This window comes from Cellulomonas rhizosphaerae (genome assembly GCF_003470205.1).
Taxonomy (GTDB): Bacteria; Actinomycetota; Actinomycetes; order Actinomycetales; family Cellulomonadaceae; genus Cellulomonas; species Cellulomonas rhizosphaerae.
The window spans coordinates 16,130-32,913 of sequence record NZ_QWKP01000219.1 but is presented as its reverse complement, the minus strand read 5'-3'; the positions used below and the strand labels follow the sequence as shown (position 1 = coordinate 32,913).

Here is a 16,784-nt window from a genome sequence, read left to right as displayed (position 1 = left end):
GCGGAGCGCAGGCCGATGGGTGATGATGGCCCGCATGACTGCAGCGCTCGACGCCGACAACCCGTTCGCCACCCCCTCCTCGCTGCCTTACGGACTGCCCGACTACCGTCGGATCCGTGAGGAGCACTACCGCCCCGCGATCCTCGCCGGCATGGCCGAGCACCGCGCTCAGGTGGACGCCATCGCGTCCGACCCCGAGCCCGCGACGGTCGACAACACGCTCGTCGCGCTCGAGCGCGCGGGCCGCCTGCTGCACCGGTCGCTGACCGCGTTCTTCAACCAGTCGAGCGCCGACTCGACGCCGGGCCTCGAGGCCGTCGAGCAGGAGATCGCGCCCCTGCTCGCCGCGCACATGGACGCGATCTACCTCGACGCGCGCCTGTTCGCCCGCGTGGAGGCACTGCACGACGCGGACCTCGACCTCGAGCCGGACACGGCGTGGCTGCTGCACCGCACGCACACCGCGTTCGTCCGCTCGGGCGTCGGCCTCGACGAGCCGTCGCAGGAGCGCCTGCGTGCCCTCAACGCCGAGATCACCTCGCTCGAGACCACGTTCGGCCGCGACCTGTTGGCCGCCCAGAACGCCGCGGCCGTGCTGGTCACGGACGAGGAGCAGCTCGACGGGTTCCCCGACGACGCCCGTGCGGCAGCAGCCCAGGCGGCCACGGACCGCGGGCACGAGGGCGCGTGGCTCGTCGAGCTCGCGCTGCCCACCCAGCAGAACGCGCTGTCGATGGCCCGCGACCGGTCGCTGCGCCAGCGCGTGTTCCGGGCCTCCGCGCGCCGCGGCATCGGCGGCGAGCACGACACCCGGGCCACGCTGCTCTCGCTCGCCCGACTGCGCGCCGAGCGGGCGCAGCTGCTCGGCTTCGAGCACCACGCGGCGTTCGTCGCGTCGGACGCGACCGCCAGGTCCGCCGAGGCCGTGGCGGAGATCCTCGAGCGGCTCGCGCCGGCAGCCGTCGAGAACGCACGCGTCGAGGCGCGCGACCTCGCGGAGGCGCTCGAACGCGACGTCCCGGGCGCCGACCTCGAGCCCTGGGACTGGGCCTACTACGCCGAGCGTGTCCGCTCCGAGCGTCGCTCGCTCGACGACTCGGTCCTGCGGCCCTACCTCGAGCTCGAGCGCGTCATGGCCGACGGGGTGTTCCGCGCCGCCACCGAGCTCTACGGGCTGACGTTCGCCGAGCGTGACGACCTCGTCGGCTACCACCCCGACGTGCGCGTCTTCGAGGTCTTCGACGCGGACGGCAGCGGCCTCGGACTCTTCCTCGCCGACTACTGGACGCGCGAGTCCAAGCGCGGGGGCGCCTGGATGAACAACCTCGTCGACCAGTCCACGCTGCTCGACGAGCAGCCCGTGGTCGTCAACAACCTCAACATCCCCAAGCCGCCCGCGGGCGAGCCGACGCTGCTGGCGTGGGACGAGGTCATCACGATGTTCCACGAGTTCGGGCACGCGCTGCACGGCCTGTTCTCGGCCGTGCGCTACCCCTCGCAGTCCGGCACCGAGGTGCCGCGCGACTTCGTCGAGTACCCCTCCCAGGTCAACGAGATGTGGGCCTGGGAGCCGCGGATCCTGGCCGCGTACGCGGTGCACCACGAGACCGGCAACCCGATGCCGGCGGAGTGGGTCGCGACGCTGCTCGAGGCGCGCCAGGACGGCGAGGGCTTCGCGACGACCGAGTACCTGTCGGCCGCGCTGCTCGACCAGGCCTGGTACCGGCTCGCTCCCGACGACGTGCCGACCGACCCCGAGCACGTGGAGCCGTTCGAGGCGGCCGCGCTCGAGGCCGCCGGGGTCGCCTTCGCCCCGGTCCCGCCCCGCTACCGCTCGACGTACTTCAACCACGTGTTCGGCGGCGGCTACTCGGCCGGGTACTACTCGTACATCTGGTCCGAGGTGCTCGACGCGGACACCGTGACCTGGTTCGAGGAGAACGGCGGCCTGCGGCGCGAGAACGGCGACGCGTTCCGCGCCAAGCTGCTGTCCCGCGGCGGGTCCGTCGACCCGATGGCCGCGTTCCGTGACCTGCGCGGACGGGACCCCGAGATCGCCCCGCTGCTCGTGCGCCGGGGGCTGACCGCCGCCGGCGTCTGACGCGAGGGGGTGCCGGGCCCACGTCGTGAGACGGGTCCGGCGCCCCACGGACGCCCGCGCCACGCCCGGTAGCGTGGGCCGCATGCCCGCTGCGACGCCTGCACCCGTGACGCCCTCGACCGGCCCCACCGCCGCCGACGAGGTCGTCGACATCTGCCGCGACCTCATCCGGTTCGACACGTCGAACTACGGCGACAACGAGGGACCGGGGGAGCGCGCGTCGGCCGAGCACGTGATGGGCCTGCTCACCGAGGTGGGCCTCGACCCCGAGCTGTTCGAGAGCTCGCCGGGCCGGGCCAACGTCGTGGTGCGGCTCCCGGGCGTGGACTCGTCGCGCCCCGCGCTCGTGCTGCACGGCCACCTCGACGTCGTGCCCGCGCGCGCCGACGACTGGAGCGTGGACCCGTTCGGCGCCGAGGAGCGCGACGGGCTCATCTGGGGCCGCGGTGCGGTGGACATGAAGGACATGGACGCGATGATCCTGTCCGTCGTGCGGCAGATGGCCCGCGAGGGCCGCCGCCCGGCGCGGGACGTCGTGGTCGCGATGTTCGCCGACGAGGAGGCCGGCGGCACGTGGGGCGCCCGCTGGGCGGTGGACAACCGCCCCGAGCTGTTCGAGGGCGCGAGCGAGGCGATCAGCGAGGTCGGCGGCTTCTCCGTCGAGGTCGACGGGCAGCGCGCGTACCTGCTGCAGACCGCCGAGAAGGGCCTGTCGTGGCTGCGGCTGGCCTCGGGCGGGCGTGCGGGGCACGGCAGCCAGGTCAACCCCGACAACGCGGTGACCCACCTGGCCGAGGCGGTCGCCCGCATCGGTCGGCACCCGTGGCCGTTGCAGCTCACGCCGACCGTGCGCGCGCTGCTCGAGGGCGTCGCCCAGCTCACGGGCCTGCCGTTCGACGAGGAGGATCCTGAGGGCATCGACCGGCTCGTCGCCGCGCTCGGCCCGGCGTCCCGGTTCGTCGGCGCGACCCTGCGGCACACGTCCAACCCCAGCCAGCTCACGGCCGGCTACAAGGCCAACGTCATCCCCGGCCACGCCGAGGGCACGATCGACGGCCGATTCCTGCCCGGGCACGAGGACGAGTTCGTCCGCACCATCACCGAGCTCGCCGGCCCGCACGTGAGCATCGAGCGGATCCACCACGACGTCGCGCTCGAGGCGCCGACGACCGGCGCGCTGGTCGACGCGATGGTCGACGCCCTGCACGCGGAGGACCCGGGCGCGACCGTCCTGCCCTACACGCTGTCCGGCGGCACGGACAACAAGTCGCTCTCGCGCCTGGGCATCACCGGCTACGGGTTCGCCCCGCTGCGGCTCACGCCCGACCTCGACTTCTCGGGCATGTTCCACGGCGTCGACGAGCGCGTGCCCACCGACGCCCTCAAGTTCGGCACGCGGGTCCTGGACCGCCTGCTCGGGACCTGCTAGGTCGTCTCCTGCAGCGTGCTGCGCACCCGCAGGGTCTTGCGGCGCAGCCACACCTTCCGCTCGCCCCCCACGTAGATCACCGAGCGGGCGAGCTCCCAGCGTCCGTACTCCGCGTGCTCGGTGAGCATGCGGCTCGCATCACCCCTGCTGGTCGAGCGCGGGATCGTGAGCACGCGGTACTCGTACTGCCCCCCGACCGCCACCCAGTCCTTGCGCTTCGTCCCCGTCTGACCGATTGCCATCGTCACCCCGTTCCGTCGCCGGCGCCGTTCGACCTATCGCGCTGCCATTGTGCCTCGCTCGGCGCTACCGTCATGGCATGACCGTCGACCCGCGTGCCGCGCTGGACCGCCTGATCGCTTCCCTCGAGGCCCACTACAACGCCGTCGCCGGCAAGCACGGAGACGACGACCCCGCAGTCGACGACGCCTACGACGTCCTCGCGGACGCGTTCGAGGTCTACGACGAGGCCCTGGGCACCGCCCACGGCGAGGCCCTGCCGTTCTACCTCGCCGAGGAGGACGACGACGAGGACGACGAGGACGACGAGTGGGGCGCCGACGGCGACGAGGCCTTCGAGGACGGCGCCGACGTCGAGGACCTCGCGGGCGAGGCCCGCACGTCCTGACCGGGCTGGCAGGCCGGGCTCAGAACCTCTCGGGGTAGCCGAGCTCGGGGGCGCTGACCTCGTCGAGCGCGTGACGCAGCTCGCGGGGCAGCTCGAGGTCAACCGCCGCGAGCGACCCGCGCAGCTGGTCCGCCGTCCGGGCCCCGACGATCGCCGACGCGATGCCGGGCCGGCCGGCGAGCCACGCGAGCGCGACCTCGAGCGGCGCGCGGTCGAGACCCGCCGCGGCCGTCGCCACGGCCTCGACGACCGCGGCGCCGGCGTGCGCGAGGTAGGGCTCGACGAAGCCGGCCAGGTGCGGCGACGCCGCACGGGAGTCGGCCGGGATCGTCCGGCGGTACTTGCCGGTCAGCACGCCGCGGCCGAGCGGCGACCACGCGAGGACTCCCGTGCCGAGGGCTTGCGCGGCCAGCAGCACCTCGCGCTCGATGCCGCGCTGCAGGAGCGAGTACTCGGCCTGGACGGCCGCGAGGCCCGGATCGTGCTCGAGCAGGCTCGCGGCGCGCGCGACCTGCCAGCCCGCGTGGTTGGCCAGGCCCACGTACCGGGCGCGCCCGCTGCTGACCGCGAGGCGCAGCGCCGAGGCGGTCTCCTCGAGCGGCGTGCGAGGGTCCGGGGTCTGGACGAGGAACAGGTCCACGTGGTCGGTGCCGAGCCGGCGCAGCGAGCCGTCGAGCGACGCGAGCAGCGCGCCGCGCGAGCCGTCGACCACCGCGCCCGTGGCGGTGCGACGCACGCCCGCCTTCGTGCACAGCACGAGCTCGTCCCGGGCGACGACGTCCCCGAGCAGCGAGCCCAGCAGCTCCTCGGCGCCGCCGTCGGCGTAGGACGCGGACGTGTCGACGAGCGTGCCGCCCGCGTCGACGAAGTCGCGCAGCTGCTCGGTGGCCTCGTGCTCGTCGGTGTCCCGGCTCCAGGTCATGGTTCCCAGCCCCAGCCGCGACACGCGCAGGCCGGTGCGTCCGAGGTGGCGCTGTTCCATGATCGGCAACCCTAGACGGGCGGTGGCCCGCCTCCCCGGACCCGGCCGCGCGTCGGACTAGTGTGGCGGCTCGTGACAGGCATGGGTGCAGGCGAAGCGATCCTCCTCGGACTGGTGCAGGGACTTACCGAGTTCCTCCCGGTCTCCTCGAGCGCGCACCTGCGCGTCGTGGGCGACCTCATGGGTTCCGACCCGGGCGCGGCGTTCACCGCGATCACCCAGCTCGGCACCGAGACCGCGGTGCTGCTCTACTTCCGCCGCGACATCGTGCGGATCGTCGGCGCGTGGTGGCACGCGCTGCGCGGCGGCTACGGCACCGACTGGCGCGCGCGCGCCGGGATGCCGCGCGGCGAGAAGCCGGACCACGACGCGCTGATGGCCTGGTTCATCGCGCTCGGCTCGCTGCCGATCATCGTGCTCGGGCTCGCGTTCCAGGACCAGATCGAGAGCACGTTCCGCAACCTGTGGCTCGTCGCGCTGACCCTGGCCGGGTTCGGCCTCGTGCTGGGCTGGGCGGACCGGGTGGGGACCAAGAAGCGCGCGCTGACCGAGCTGACCGGGCGCGACGCGGTGCAGTTCGGGTTCTGGCAGGCGCTCGCGCTCGTGCCCGGCGTGTCGCGGTCCGGCGGCACGATCACGGGTGGGCTGCTCATGGGCTACACCCGCGAGGCGGCCGCGCGGTACTCGTTCCTGCTCGCGATCCCGGCCGTGTTCGGGTCGGGGCTCTTCCAGCTCGCCAAGAGCGTCGACCAGTTCGGCAAGGCCGGCACGCCGAGCTTCGGGGCGACGCTCATCGCGACACTCGTCGCGTTCGCGGTCGGCTACCTCGTGATCATCGTGTTCCTGAAGATCGTCTCGACCTTCAGCTACAAGCCGTTCGTCTGGTACCGGCTGGGCCTCGCCGCGCTGCTGGTGGTGCTGCTGCTCACGGGCGTGCTCGACGCGAGCTCGGCGACGGCGTAGGTCCTACAGCCAGCCGGACTTGCGGAACCGGGCGTACAGCCCGCCGCAGATGACGAGCATCGCGACCACGACGATCGGGTAGCCGTAGGTCCAGTCGAGCTCGGGCATGTGACGGAAGTTCATGCCGTAGATCCCCGCGATGAGCGTCGGGACCGCCGCGATCGCGGCCCACGCGGAGATCTTGCGCATGTCCTCGTTCTGCCGGACCGAGACCTGGCTCAGGTGGACCGAGAGCATCGCGTCGAGCAGCTCGTCGTGCGTGTCGAGGTGGCGGTCCAGGCGGTCGGCGATCACCTGCGTGCGGCGCAGCCACGGCCGCGCGTCGTGCCGTCGGCTGTGCTGCTGCTCCGTCTCGGCGGCCAGCATCGGGACCACCGACGCGATCGGGCCGAGCGCGCGCCGGGCCTCGGCGATCTCGCGCTTGAGGTCGTAGATGCGCTGCAGCGGGTCGCCCGTGGTCCGGTTCGACGTGAAGACGACGGCCTCGGTGTCGGCCACCGCGTCGCCGAGCGACGCCTCGACGTCGCCCGCCTGCGCGACCAGCGTGAGCATGATCGCGGCGAGGACCTCGTGCACGCCGTCGTCGGGCACCGGGACGCCGCTCGTGAGCTTGTCGAGCGCGTGCGGCAGGATCCGCGACTGGCCGAGCTCGGCGGTGATCACCACGTCCTTGCGGACGATGCACGTGAGCGACCCCGTGAGCACGTCGCGCGTCTCCTCGACGTACGAGAGCGTCGGTACCGACAGGACGAGCTCGCCGTCGGCCGAGCGGTCGACGTGACCGCGCAGCGGGCGGGGGCCGCGCTCGGGGTGCGCGCCGGGGCGGTGGTGCTCGAGGATCACGAGCGCCTGGTCGCTGACGCCGTACCGCTTCGCGGCGTCGACGAGGTCGTCGGGGTCGACGACGACCCACGTCGGGCTGCCCTCGTCGCCCTCGGTCCAGGTGCCCGCCACGGGGCTGTAACGCGTCTCTCGTCCCACGGGTTGAATCATGGACCCCCGGGAGCCGTGCCGCCGGTCATCCGCGGTTAGGCTTCCGGCGTGCTCACCTGGCCCCTGCCGCATGTCCCGTCGCTCCCCGGCCGTGGCGGGCCGGTCCTGGTCCGGGACTCGTCGTCGGGCGAGCTCGTCGTCGCGGCCCAGGGCGACGTCGCGACGCTGTACGTCTGCGGCATCACGCCCTACGACGCGACCCACATGGGCCACGCCGCCACGTACGTCGCGTTCGACGTGCTGGGCCGGGCGTGGCGCGACGCGGGGCACGAGGTGCACTACGCGTCCAACGTCACCGACGTCGACGACCCGCTGCTCGAGCGCGCGACCGCCACGGGCGTCGACTGGCGCGACCTCGCGGCGGACCAGACGGCGCTCTACGCGCAGGACATGACCGCGCTCGGCGTCATCCCGCCCGGCACGTGGAGCGGGGTCGTCGAGTCGATCCCCGCGGTGGTCGACGCGGTCGAGAAGCTGCTCGCGTCGGGCGCCGCGTACCGCGTGACCACGCCCGACGAGGTGGGCGAGGAGCTCGGCGACGTCTACGCCGACCTCTCGGTCGACCCGTCCTTCGGCGCCGTCGCGGGACTGGACGCGGCGACCATGCTCGCGTACTCGCGCGAGCGTGGGGGAGACCCCGAGCGCCCCGGCAAGCGCGACCCGCTGGACCCGCTGCTCTGGCGGCGCGAGCGCGCCGGCGAGCCCGCGTGGGACGGCGGCGTCCTCGGACGTGGCCGGCCGGGCTGGCACATCGAGTGCGCGGTCATCGCGCGGGACGCGCTCGGGCTGCCGTTCGACGTCGAGGGCGGCGGCTCGGACCTGCTCTTCCCGCACCACGAGATGAGCACGTCGCACGCGCGGCTGCTCGACTCGGGTCACGGCGCGCGCGTGCACCTGCACGCCGGCATGGTCGGGCTCGAGGGCGAGAAGATGAGCAAGTCCCAGGGCAACCTGGTGCTCGTCTCGGTCCTGCTCGCGCAGGGCGTCGACCCGATGGCCATCCGGCTCGCGATCATCGCGCACCGCTACCGCGACGACTGGGACTGGACCTCCGCGGGCCTCGAGGCGGCACAGGCGCGCCTCGAGCACTGGCGCGCCGCGGTCTCCGGCAACGGCGGACCCGACGCGACCGCGCTGCTCGCGGGCGTGCGCGCCGCGGTCGCCGACGACCTCGACACCCCGCGCGCGCTCGCGCTCGTCGACGCCTGGGCCGACGAGAGCCTCGCGGGCACCGCCGAGCCCGTCGAGGGCGCGCCAGGCATCGTCGCGCGCCTCATCGACGCGCTGCTCGGCATCCGGATCTGAGCCTTCAGCCGCCCGTTCCCGGGTCGCGGCGGCGCAGGTAGCGCTCGAACTCCTGCGCGATCGCCTCGCCGCTCGCCTCCGGGAGGTCCGCGGTGTCCTTGGCCTCCTCGAGCTGGCGCACGTAGTCGCCGATCTCGCCGTCCTCGCCCGCGAGCTCGTCGACCCCGGCCTGCCACGCGGCGGCCTCGTCGGGCAGCTCGCCGAACGGCACGGGCTCGCCGAGCAGCTGCTCGAGGCGGCGCAGCACCGCGAGCGTCGCCTTCGGCGACGGCGGGTGGGCCACGTAGTGCGGGACCGCGGCCCACAGCGACAGCGCGTTCATGCCGCGGTTCGCGGCCTCGTGCTGCAGGACGCCGACGATGCCCGTCGGCCCCTCGTACGTGTTGGGCTCGAGGCCGAGCAGGGTGCGCAGGTCCGCGTCCTCGCTCGTCGAGGTGACCGGGATGGGGCGCGTGTGCGGCACGTCGGCCAGGAGCGCGCCGATGGTCACGACCGTGCGGACGCCGAGGCTCGCCGCGATGCCCAGCACCTCGTCGCAGTAGTGCCGCCAGCGCATCGACGGCTCGATCCCGTGCACGAGCACCACGGTCCGTCCGCGCGGGGTGGTCGCCACCGCGATCGCCGTGGTCGGCCACGTGATGCCCCGCGTGCCGTCCGGCCCGGGCCCGACCTGCGGGCGGTTGACCTGGAAGTCGTGGTACTCCTCCGGGTCCAGCTCGTCGACCTGCTCCGCACCCCACGCGTCGTGCAGGTGCTCCAGGGCGTGCGTCGCCGCCGAGCCGGCGTCGTTCCAGCCCTCGAAGGCGGCGAGCAGCACGGTCTCGCCTGCGGGCAGGTCACCGCCGGTGGTCTCACTCATCGGGCCAGCCTAGGCCGGGACGCCGACGGACGACGGGCGGCGACACTCGTCGGAGCCGAACGCTCCGGGCGACTCGTAGGATGACTTGATGCCTCCCGCGAACCTCGAGCTGCCCGATGCCGTCCTGTGGGACATGGACGGCACCCTGATCAACACCGAGCCGCTGTGGATCGCCGGCGAGACCGCGCTGGTCTCCGCGCACGGCGGCATGTGGACCCACGAGGACGGGCTCGGCCTGGTCGGCAACCCGATGGCCGTCGCCGCGCAGACGCTCGCCGATCGCGGCGTCGACCTCCCGCTCGACGAGATCGTCGACTTCCTCAACGCTCGGGTCGCCGCCGGTGTCGCGGCGTCGACGCCGTGGCAGCCGGGTGCACGCGAGCTGCTCGACGCGCTGGTCGCCGCGGGCGTGCCCATGGCGCTCGTGACGTCGTCGTACCGCGTGCTGTCGGAGCCGTTCGCGGCCGTGGCGGGCTGCTTCGACGTGATCGTCAGCGGCGACACGGTGACGAACGCCAAGCCCGACCCCGAGCCGTACCTGGCCGCCGCGGAGCTGCTCGGCGTGCCGATCGAGCGCTGCGTGGCCGTCGAGGACTCGCGCTCGGGGATCACGTCCGCGCTCGCCTCGGGTGCGCGCACCGTGGGCGTCGAGGTGTTCCAGCCCGTCGAGCCTCGGCCGGGCCTCGTGCGCGTCGCAGACCTGACGGAGCTGAGCGTCGAGCGCCTCGCCCGGATCGCCGCGGGCGCGGACCTGGTGTCGCCCGCGCGCTGACGCCCTCGCGTCAGGCGACGTGCGCCACCTGCACGCCCGTCGCTCGCTCGACGGCACCCTCGGGGATCTCGGGGGGCGTCCCGCCGAACGCCGGGCACAGCGCCTTGAACGAGCACCAGTCGCACAGCTTCGACGTGCGCGGGCGCCACTCGCCGCTGCGCGCGGTGTCCTGGATGCCGGCCCAGATCGAGCGGATCCGCGCCTCGAAGGTCACCATCTCCGCCTCGGTCGGATCGTGCTGCACGACCACGCCGTCCCCGAGGTACTCGAGCTGCAGGCGGCGGGGCAGGACGCCGCGCGTGCGCCAGATGACGAAGGCGTAGAACCGCATCTGGAACAGCGCGGAGCTCTCGAACCCGGCGCGCGGCGAGCGGCCCGTCTTGTAGTCGACCACCCGGACCCAGCCGTTCGGCGCGACGTCGACCCGGTCGACGATCCCGCGCAGCTGCGGCCCGTCCTCGAGCTCGGTCGAGACCGCCAGCTCGCGCTCGCGCGGCTCGAGCCGCGTGGGGTCCTCAAGCGTGAAGTAGGTCCCCAGCAGGCCCTCGGCGCTCGTGAGCCACTCGGCGAGCGCTTCCGCGTCCGGGAACATCTCGGTGACCTGCGGCGAGCGCTCGCGCAGCTCGTCCCACTGGCTCGGGATCAGACCGTGCGCGGCGTCGAGCGTGCGCTCCGGGGCGGGAAGGTCGAACAGGCGCTCCAGCACCGCGTGGACCAGCGTGCCGCGGGCCGCGGCCGGGCTCGGCGGCTCGGGCAGGCGGTCGATCACGCGGAACCGGAACATCTGGGGGCACTGCAGGAAGTCGTTGGCGCGGGACGGCGAGAGGCCCGGCTTCGACGGCGGGCGCACGGGGGCGGCGATCGCGTCGTCGACCGCCTCCTCGATGACGTCGTCGATCGCGGTCTCGGCGACGAGGGCGTCGTCCTGCTGCTGGCTCACACGACGAACAGTAGGCGGGCCCGCCGACACGACCCGCCCGACCCGCCCGTGCGCTCGGCCACAGCACCGCCACCTACGCTGGCCCGATGAGCTCCCCGCGCCCGTCGTCGCCCCGCACCAAGGGCTGGGTGGTCGGCCACGTCGTCGGCGCGCCGATCATCCTCGCGCCGAGCTGGCTCGTCGCCGCGCTCGTCCTGACGCTCGTGTTCGCGCCGAGCGTGCGGGCGCGCTCGGGGGAGTCGGGTCCCGCGGTCTACCTGGTCGCTCTGGCGTTCGTCGTGCTGCTGTTCGGCTCGGTGCTCGTGCACGAGCTCGCGCACGGGCTGATGGCCCGGGCCCGCGGGCAGCAGCCGCACGAGTTCGTCCTGACGCTGTGGGGCGGGCACACGTCGTTCGGCGGCGCGGCACCCACACCGGCGACGAGCGCGCTGGTGGCGGCCGTCGGACCGCTCGCCAACCTCATCCTCGCGGGCGGCTTCCTCGCCGCGGCGCAGGTCGTGGACCCCTGGTCGATCGGCGGACTGCTGCTGTTCTCGGGCGCCATCTCGAACGGCTTCGTCGCGGTGTTCAACCTCATCCCCGGCCTGCCGCTGGACGGCGGGCGCGTGCTCGAGGCCGCCGTCTGGGCGGTGACGAAGAACCGGCACACGGGCACGGTCGCCGCCGGCTGGAGCGGGCGCGTGGTCGCGGTGCTGCTGTTCGCGTGGGCGCTGGTGTGGCCGCTGGTGCAGGGCACGCAGCCGGACCTGGTCAACGTGGTGTGGACCGTGTTCATCGCGGCGTTCCTCTGGGCCGGCGCGACGGCCTCCGTGCGCAGCGGACGGACGCAGCGCGCCGTGCACGGGCTCACGGTCCAGGCCGTCGCGAGCCCGGCCGTCGGCGTCCCGTACACCGACTCGGTCGCGCACGCGGGCGCGACGGCCGCGGCCGTCGGCGCGCACGAGGTCGTGCTCCTCTCGCCCGACGGGCGGCCCGCGGCCTACGTCGACCGCGCCGCGGCCGCAGCCGTGCCGGCCGACGTGGCGGGCAGCACGCCGGTGACCTCGGTCGCGGTGACGCTGCCGTTCGGCGCGGTCGTCGACGGCTCGCTCGCCGGCGGCCCGCTGATCGCCGCGCTCAGCGAGGCGACCCGGACGTCGCCCGTCGTCGCGGCGATGGTCGACGGGCGCGTCGTCGGGCTGATCCGCGCGGCCGACGTCATCGCGGCGATCCGCACGTGACGCCCGGCGGGGACCCGGCCCGGTCGCCCGCCGCCTAGACTCGTCGCCCGTGACCCACGACGAGACGCCCACCGCCACCGAGCCTGCGCCCGACGGCCCCACCGTGCCCCACGGGCCCACGGGTGCCGCCCGCCGCCGCGGGCTCCTGCGCGTGGGCGACCGCGTGCAGCTGACGGACCCGCGCGGCCGGCTGAACACCATCACCCTGGCCGAGGGCGACTCGTTCCACACCCACCGCGGCTACTTCCGCCACGACGACCTCATCGGGCAGCCCGAGGGCACGGTCGTGCGCAACTCCGGCGGGATCGAGTACCTCGCGCTGCGGCCGCTGCTCGCGGACTACGTGCTGTCCATGCCGCGCGGAGCCGCCGTGGTCTACCCCAAGGACGCCGGCCAGATCGTCACGATGGCCGACATCTACCCGGGCGCCCGGGTCATCGAGGCGGGCGTCGGGTCCGGCGCGCTGACGATGTCGCTGCTGCGGGCCGTCGGCGACGGCGGGTCGGTGCACTCGATCGAGCGGCGCGAGGACTTTGCGGCGATCGCGCGCGGCAACGTCGAGGACTTCTTCGGCGGTGCGCACCCGGCCTGGGAGCTGTCGATCGGCGACCTCGCCGACGTGCTGCCGACCGTCGCGGAGCCCGGCACGGTGGACCGCGTCGTGCTCGACATGCTCGCGCCGTGGGAGAACGTGGACGTCGTCGCGGGTGCGCTCGCGCCCGGCGGCGTGCTGATCTGCTACGTCGCGACCACCACGCAGCTGTCCCGCCTGGCCGAGGACGTGCGTGCCGACGGCCGCTACACCGAGCCGCAGGCGTGGGAGTCGATGGTGCGCGGCTGGCACCTCGAGGGCCTGGCCGTGCGCCCCGAGCACCGGATGATCGGCCACACCGGCTTCCTGCTCACCACCCGCCGGCTCGCTGACGGGGTCGACGCGCCGCTGCGCCGTCGTCGTCCCGCCAAGGGCGCCTACCCGGTGGCCCCCGACGGCGCCCCCGCGGACGACGCCGAGCTGTGGACCTCCGAGGCGCTCGGCGAGCGCGAGGTCTCCGACAAGAAGATCCGCAAGGTCCGTCGCGACATCGAGGCCCGTCCCGAGCTCTGAGTCACGGTCCGGACACAAACCCGTGTGGCACAGGTCCCATGTTTGACTTGCATGGTTAGGGTGCAAGACCTGCTAGACCTTGGCGGCCGTGACAGCCGCCTCGACGGGACGGAGGCCATCCATGACCGAATCCACGCCCGGACGAGAGCTGCACCGCGAGCTCGCGGTGCTCGCTGCCAAGAACGAACGTCTCAGCGACGCGCTCCTCGCCGCACGTGAGCAGATCGTCGAGCTCAAGCGCCAGGTCGACGACCTCGCCAAGCCGCCGGGGACCTACGCGACCTTCCTCGCCTCGCGCGACGACGGCTCAGTCGACATCGTCTCCGCGGGCCGCAAGATGCACGTCGGCGCGAGCCCGACGCTCGACGTCGCGCGGCTGCGGCCCGGCCAGGAGGTCATGCTCAACGAGGCCCTCACGGTCGTCGAGGCCGGCGGGTACGAGAAGGTCGGCGAGATCGTCACCGTCAAGGAGATGCTCGACCAGGACCGCGCGCTCGTCGTCGGGCGCGGGGACGAGGAGCGGGTCGTCCGCTTCGCCGGGCAGGTGCACGACCGCGGCGTCCGCGTGGGCGACGCCCTGACGATCGACTCGCGCAGCGGGTTCGTCTTCGAGGTCATCCCGCGCGCCGAGGTCGAGGACCTGGTGCTCGAAGAGGTCCCGGACATCCAGTACGAGGACATCGGTGGCCTGGGACCGCAGATCGAGGCGATCCGCGACGCGGTCGAGCTGCCGTTCCTGCACCCCGAGCTGTTCCGCGAGCACGGGCTCAAGCCGCCCAAGGGCGTGCTGCTCTACGGCCCTCCCGGGTGCGGCAAGACGCTCATCGCGAAGGCCGTCGCGCACTCGCTCGCGGCCACCGCGGCCGCGGCCCGCGGCGAGGAGGCGGCCGACGTGCGCAGCTTCTTCCTCAACGTCAAGGGTCCCGAGCTCCTCAACAAGTACGTCGGCGAGACCGAGCGCCACATCCGGCTGATCTTTGCCCGGGCGCGCGAGAAGGCGTCGCAGGGCCACCCCGTCGTGGTGTTCTTCGACGAGATGGAGTCGCTGTTCCGCACGCGCGGCACGGGCGTCTCGAGCGACGTCGAGACGACGATCGTGCCGCAGCTGCTCGCTGAGATCGACGGCGTGGAGCGGCTCGAGAACGTCATCGTCATCGGCGCCTCGAACCGCGAGGACATGATCGACCCGGCCATCCTGCGCCCGGGCCGCCTGGACGTGAAGATCAAGATCGAGCGCCCGGACGCCGAGGGCGCGCGCGAGATCTTCGGCAAGTACCTCACGGCAGACCTGCCGATCCACGGCGACGACATCGCGGAGAACGGCGGCTCGGCCGTCGCGGCGGTCGAGGCGATGGTCACGCGCGTCGTCGAGCGGATGTACACCGAGAGCGAGGAGAACCGCTTCCTCGAGGTCACCTACGCGAGCGGCGACAAGGAGGTCCTGTACTTCAAGGACTTCAACTCGGGCGCCATGATCCAGAACGTCGTCGACCGGGCCAAGAAGTCCGCGATCAAGGACCTGCTCGCCACCGGCCAGCGCGGCATCCGCGTCGACCACCTGCTGACCGCGTGCGTGGACGAGTTCAAGGAGAACGAGGACCTGCCCAACACCACCAACCCCGACGACTGGGCGCGCATCTCCGGCAAGAAGGGGGAGCGCATCGTGTTCATCCGCACGATCGTCCAGGGCAAGAAGGGCACGGAGGGCTCGCGCACGATCGAGAACGTGACGAGCACCGGGCAGTACCTCTGACTCCACCGGCGAACGGGCGTCCCGAGTGCGGGACGCCCGTTCGTCGCGTCGGCGGCGCGGCCTAGGGTGAACCCGTGACCGTGCGCCGTGTGATGGGGATCGAGACCGAGTACGGCATCCTCCAGCCCGGGCGGCCCATGGCGAACCCGATGCTGCTGTCGAGCCACGTGGTCGCCGTGCACGCCGCCGCGCGCGAGGGTGCCCGCGCCAAGGCGCGCTGGGACTACGACGACGAGGACCCGCTGCACGACGCGCGGGGGTTCCACCTGCAGCGCGCGTCGGCGCACCCGTCGCTGCTGACCGACGACCCCGAGAGGCCGGCGCCGTCGGGCGACGGGCCGCAGGAGCTCGAGCGTCCCGCGGTCGAGGAGTACGAGGACCCGGGCGCGGCCAACGTGATCCTCACCAACGGCGCCCGGCTCTACGTGGACCACGCGCACCCCGAGTACTCCTCGCCGGAGGTCACCAACCCGCTCGACGCGGTGCGCTGGGACCGGGCGGGGGAGCAGGTCATGCTCGCGTCGGTGCGCACGCTCATGTCGAACCCCGCGCTGCCGGACGTGACGCTGTACAAGAACAACGTCGACGGCAAGGGCGCCACGTACGGCACGCACGAGAACTACCTCGTCGACCGTGCCGTGCCGTTCGGCGACCTCGCGGCGCGCATCATCCCGTTCTTCGTCACGCGCCAGGTCTTCACGGGTGCGGGGCGGGTCGGCATCGGGCAGCGCGGCGAGCACGCCGGGTTCCAGCTCTCGCAGCGAGCCGACTACGTCGAGGCGGAGATCGGCCTGGAGACCACGCTGCGCCGGCCGCTGGTCAACACGCGCGACGAGCCGCACGCCGACCCCGCACGCTGGCGCCGCCTGCACGTGATCGTCGGCGACGCCACGATGCTCGAGGTCGCGACCTACCTGCGGCTCGGCACGGCGTCCCTGGTGCTCTGGCTCATCGAGCGTGCGGTCGCCGAGGGCGGCGCGGGCGGAGCTCTCGGTGCCATCGACCGGCTCACGCTGCGCGATCCCGTGCAGGCGACGCGGCAGGTCAGCCACGACCTCACGCTCACGACCCGGCTCGAGCTCGCCGACGGGCGGTTCCTGACCGCGCTCGAGATCCAGCACGCGTACCTCGACGCCGTGCGGTCCGCGCTGGCGCACGTCGGCGACGAGCTCGACGCGCAGACGACCGACGTGCTCGACCGCTGGGAGTCGCTGCTCGACCGGCTCGCGTCGGACCCCGCGTCGTGCGCGCGCGAGGTCGAGTGGCTGGCCAAGCTGCGGCTGCTCGAGGGCATGCGGCGGCGCGACCACCTCGCGTGGGACCACCCGCGCCTGGCGGCCGTCGACCTGCAGTGGTCGGACCTGCGGCCCGAGCGTGGGCTCTACCACCGGCTCGTGGCAGCCGGTGCGGTCGAGCTGCTCGTCACGCCCGAGGAGGTCGCCGAGGCCGTCGTGCACCCGCCCCGGGACACGCGCGCGTACTTCCGCGGCGAGGCCGTCGCGCGGTACGGGTCCGAGATCTCGGCCGCCTCGTGGGACTCGGTCGTCTTCGACGTGCCCGGTGCCGCGACGCTGCAGCGCGTGCCGATGCGCGACCCCCTGCGCGGGACGCACGCGCACGTCGGAGCCCTGCTCGCGGCGAGCCCGGATGCGGCGACGCTCCTCGAGGCGCTCGGCGCCTGACGGTCGGTTGTCCGCCTCGCGGGCACGTGACGCGGGACTGTCACCAGATAGG

General features: G+C 73.5%; 15 protein-coding genes. 10 read left to right on the top strand and 5 right to left on the bottom strand.

Features of this window, described 5'->3' with window-relative positions; all coding sequences use genetic code 11:
- The first annotated feature begins 25 nt into the window (after nucleotides 1-25).
- Both D1825_RS15820 and D1825_RS15815 read left to right on the top strand, forming a co-directional pair.
- Nucleotides 26-2,101 carry a M3 family metallopeptidase gene (locus tag D1825_RS15820; RefSeq protein WP_118768410.1) on the top strand — a complete coding sequence of 692 codons (2,076 nt, stop codon included), beginning with the start codon at nucleotides 26-28 and terminating at the stop codon, nucleotides 2,099-2,101.
- A gap of 82 nt (nucleotides 2,102-2,183) precedes the next feature.
- Nucleotides 2,184-3,530 (top strand): M20/M25/M40 family metallo-hydrolase, encoded by a 1,347-nt coding sequence (locus tag D1825_RS15815; RefSeq protein WP_118768379.1) that lies wholly within the window; start codon nucleotides 2,184-2,186, stop codon nucleotides 3,528-3,530.
- Here the strand turns inward: D1825_RS15815 and D1825_RS15810 are convergent.
- Nucleotides 3,527-3,772, bottom strand: a complete 246-nt coding sequence (locus D1825_RS15810; protein WP_118768409.1) for a DUF5703 family protein — start codon at nucleotides 3,770-3,772, stop codon at nucleotides 3,527-3,529. The genes D1825_RS15815 and D1825_RS15810 overlap by 4 nt on opposite strands.
- Nucleotides 3,773-3,849: 77 nt before the next feature.
- Between D1825_RS15810 and D1825_RS15805 the strand changes: the two genes are divergently transcribed.
- Complete coding sequence (locus D1825_RS15805) at nucleotides 3,850-4,158, top strand: primosomal protein (protein WP_118768378.1); 309 nt, start codon at nucleotides 3,850-3,852, stop codon at nucleotides 4,156-4,158.
- Nucleotides 4,159-4,177: 19 nt separating this feature from the next.
- Here D1825_RS15805 and D1825_RS15800 read toward each other — a convergent pair whose 3' ends face one another.
- Entirely contained in the window at nucleotides 4,178-5,140 is a 963-nt protein-coding gene (locus tag D1825_RS15800) for an aldo/keto reductase (protein WP_118768377.1), read from the bottom strand.
- Between the two features lie 81 nt (nucleotides 5,141-5,221).
- Here D1825_RS15800 and D1825_RS15795 point away from each other — a divergent pair, with 81 nt between their 5' ends.
- Complete coding sequence (locus tag D1825_RS15795) at nucleotides 5,222-6,103, top strand: undecaprenyl-diphosphate phosphatase (protein ID WP_118768376.1); 882 nt, start codon at nucleotides 5,222-5,224, stop codon at nucleotides 6,101-6,103.
- A 3-nt stretch (nucleotides 6,104-6,106) separates the two neighbouring features.
- On the opposite strand, the gene D1825_RS15790 is transcribed toward D1825_RS15795, so the two are convergent.
- The gene (locus D1825_RS15790; protein ID WP_233549942.1) at nucleotides 6,107-7,084 is read right to left on the bottom strand and encodes a magnesium and cobalt transport protein CorA; all 978 of its coding nucleotides are present in this window, start codon (nucleotides 7,082-7,084) and stop codon (nucleotides 6,107-6,109) included.
- A gap of 60 nt (nucleotides 7,085-7,144) precedes the next feature.
- On the opposite strand from D1825_RS15790, the gene mshC reads away from it, so the two are divergent.
- Nucleotides 7,145-8,401 carry a cysteine--1-D-myo-inosityl 2-amino-2-deoxy-alpha-D-glucopyranoside ligase gene (gene mshC, locus D1825_RS15785; protein ID WP_118768374.1) on the top strand — a complete coding sequence of 419 codons (1,257 nt, stop codon included), beginning with the start codon at nucleotides 7,145-7,147 and terminating at the stop codon, nucleotides 8,399-8,401.
- 4 nt (nucleotides 8,402-8,405) lie between these two features.
- Here the strand turns inward: mshC and D1825_RS15780 are convergent, their stop codons facing one another.
- A complete protein-coding gene (locus D1825_RS15780; RefSeq protein ID WP_118768373.1) occupies nucleotides 8,406-9,260 on the bottom strand; it encodes a PAC2 family protein in 855 nt (284 codons plus the stop codon).
- Nucleotides 9,261-9,348: 88 nt separating this feature from the next.
- Here D1825_RS15780 and D1825_RS15775 point away from each other — a divergent pair, with 88 nt between their 5' ends.
- Nucleotides 9,349-10,032 (top strand): HAD family hydrolase, encoded by a 684-nt coding sequence (locus D1825_RS15775; RefSeq protein WP_118768372.1) that lies wholly within the window; start codon nucleotides 9,349-9,351, stop codon nucleotides 10,030-10,032.
- 10 nt (nucleotides 10,033-10,042) lie between these two features.
- Here D1825_RS15775 and D1825_RS15770 read toward each other — a convergent pair whose 3' ends face one another.
- On the bottom strand, nucleotides 10,043-10,972 hold the full coding sequence (locus D1825_RS15770; protein WP_118768371.1) for a RecB family exonuclease: 930 nt from the start codon (nucleotides 10,970-10,972) through the stop codon (nucleotides 10,043-10,045).
- Nucleotides 10,973-11,058: 86 nt separating this feature from the next.
- Here D1825_RS15770 and D1825_RS15765 point away from each other — a divergent pair, with 86 nt between their 5' ends.
- From D1825_RS15765 to dop, 4 genes are all read left to right on the top strand, one after another.
- Nucleotides 11,059-12,192 carry a site-2 protease family protein gene (locus D1825_RS15765; protein WP_118768370.1) on the top strand — a complete coding sequence of 378 codons (1,134 nt, stop codon included), beginning with the start codon at nucleotides 11,059-11,061 and terminating at the stop codon, nucleotides 12,190-12,192.
- 49 nt (nucleotides 12,193-12,241) lie between these two features.
- Nucleotides 12,242-13,297: a tRNA (adenine-N1)-methyltransferase gene (locus tag D1825_RS15760; RefSeq protein ID WP_118768369.1), complete on the top strand. Its 1,056-nt coding sequence runs from the start codon at nucleotides 12,242-12,244 to the stop codon at nucleotides 13,295-13,297.
- Nucleotides 13,298-13,418: 121 nt separating this feature from the next.
- Complete coding sequence (gene arc / locus D1825_RS15755; protein ID WP_118768368.1) at nucleotides 13,419-15,050, top strand: proteasome ATPase; 1,632 nt, start codon at nucleotides 13,419-13,421, stop codon at nucleotides 15,048-15,050.
- Nucleotides 15,051-15,124: 74 nt separating this feature from the next.
- Nucleotides 15,125-16,732 (top strand): depupylase/deamidase Dop, encoded by a 1,608-nt coding sequence (gene dop, locus D1825_RS15750; RefSeq protein ID WP_118768367.1) that lies wholly within the window; start codon nucleotides 15,125-15,127, stop codon nucleotides 16,730-16,732.
- Nucleotides 16,733-16,784: the final 52 nt, after the last annotated feature.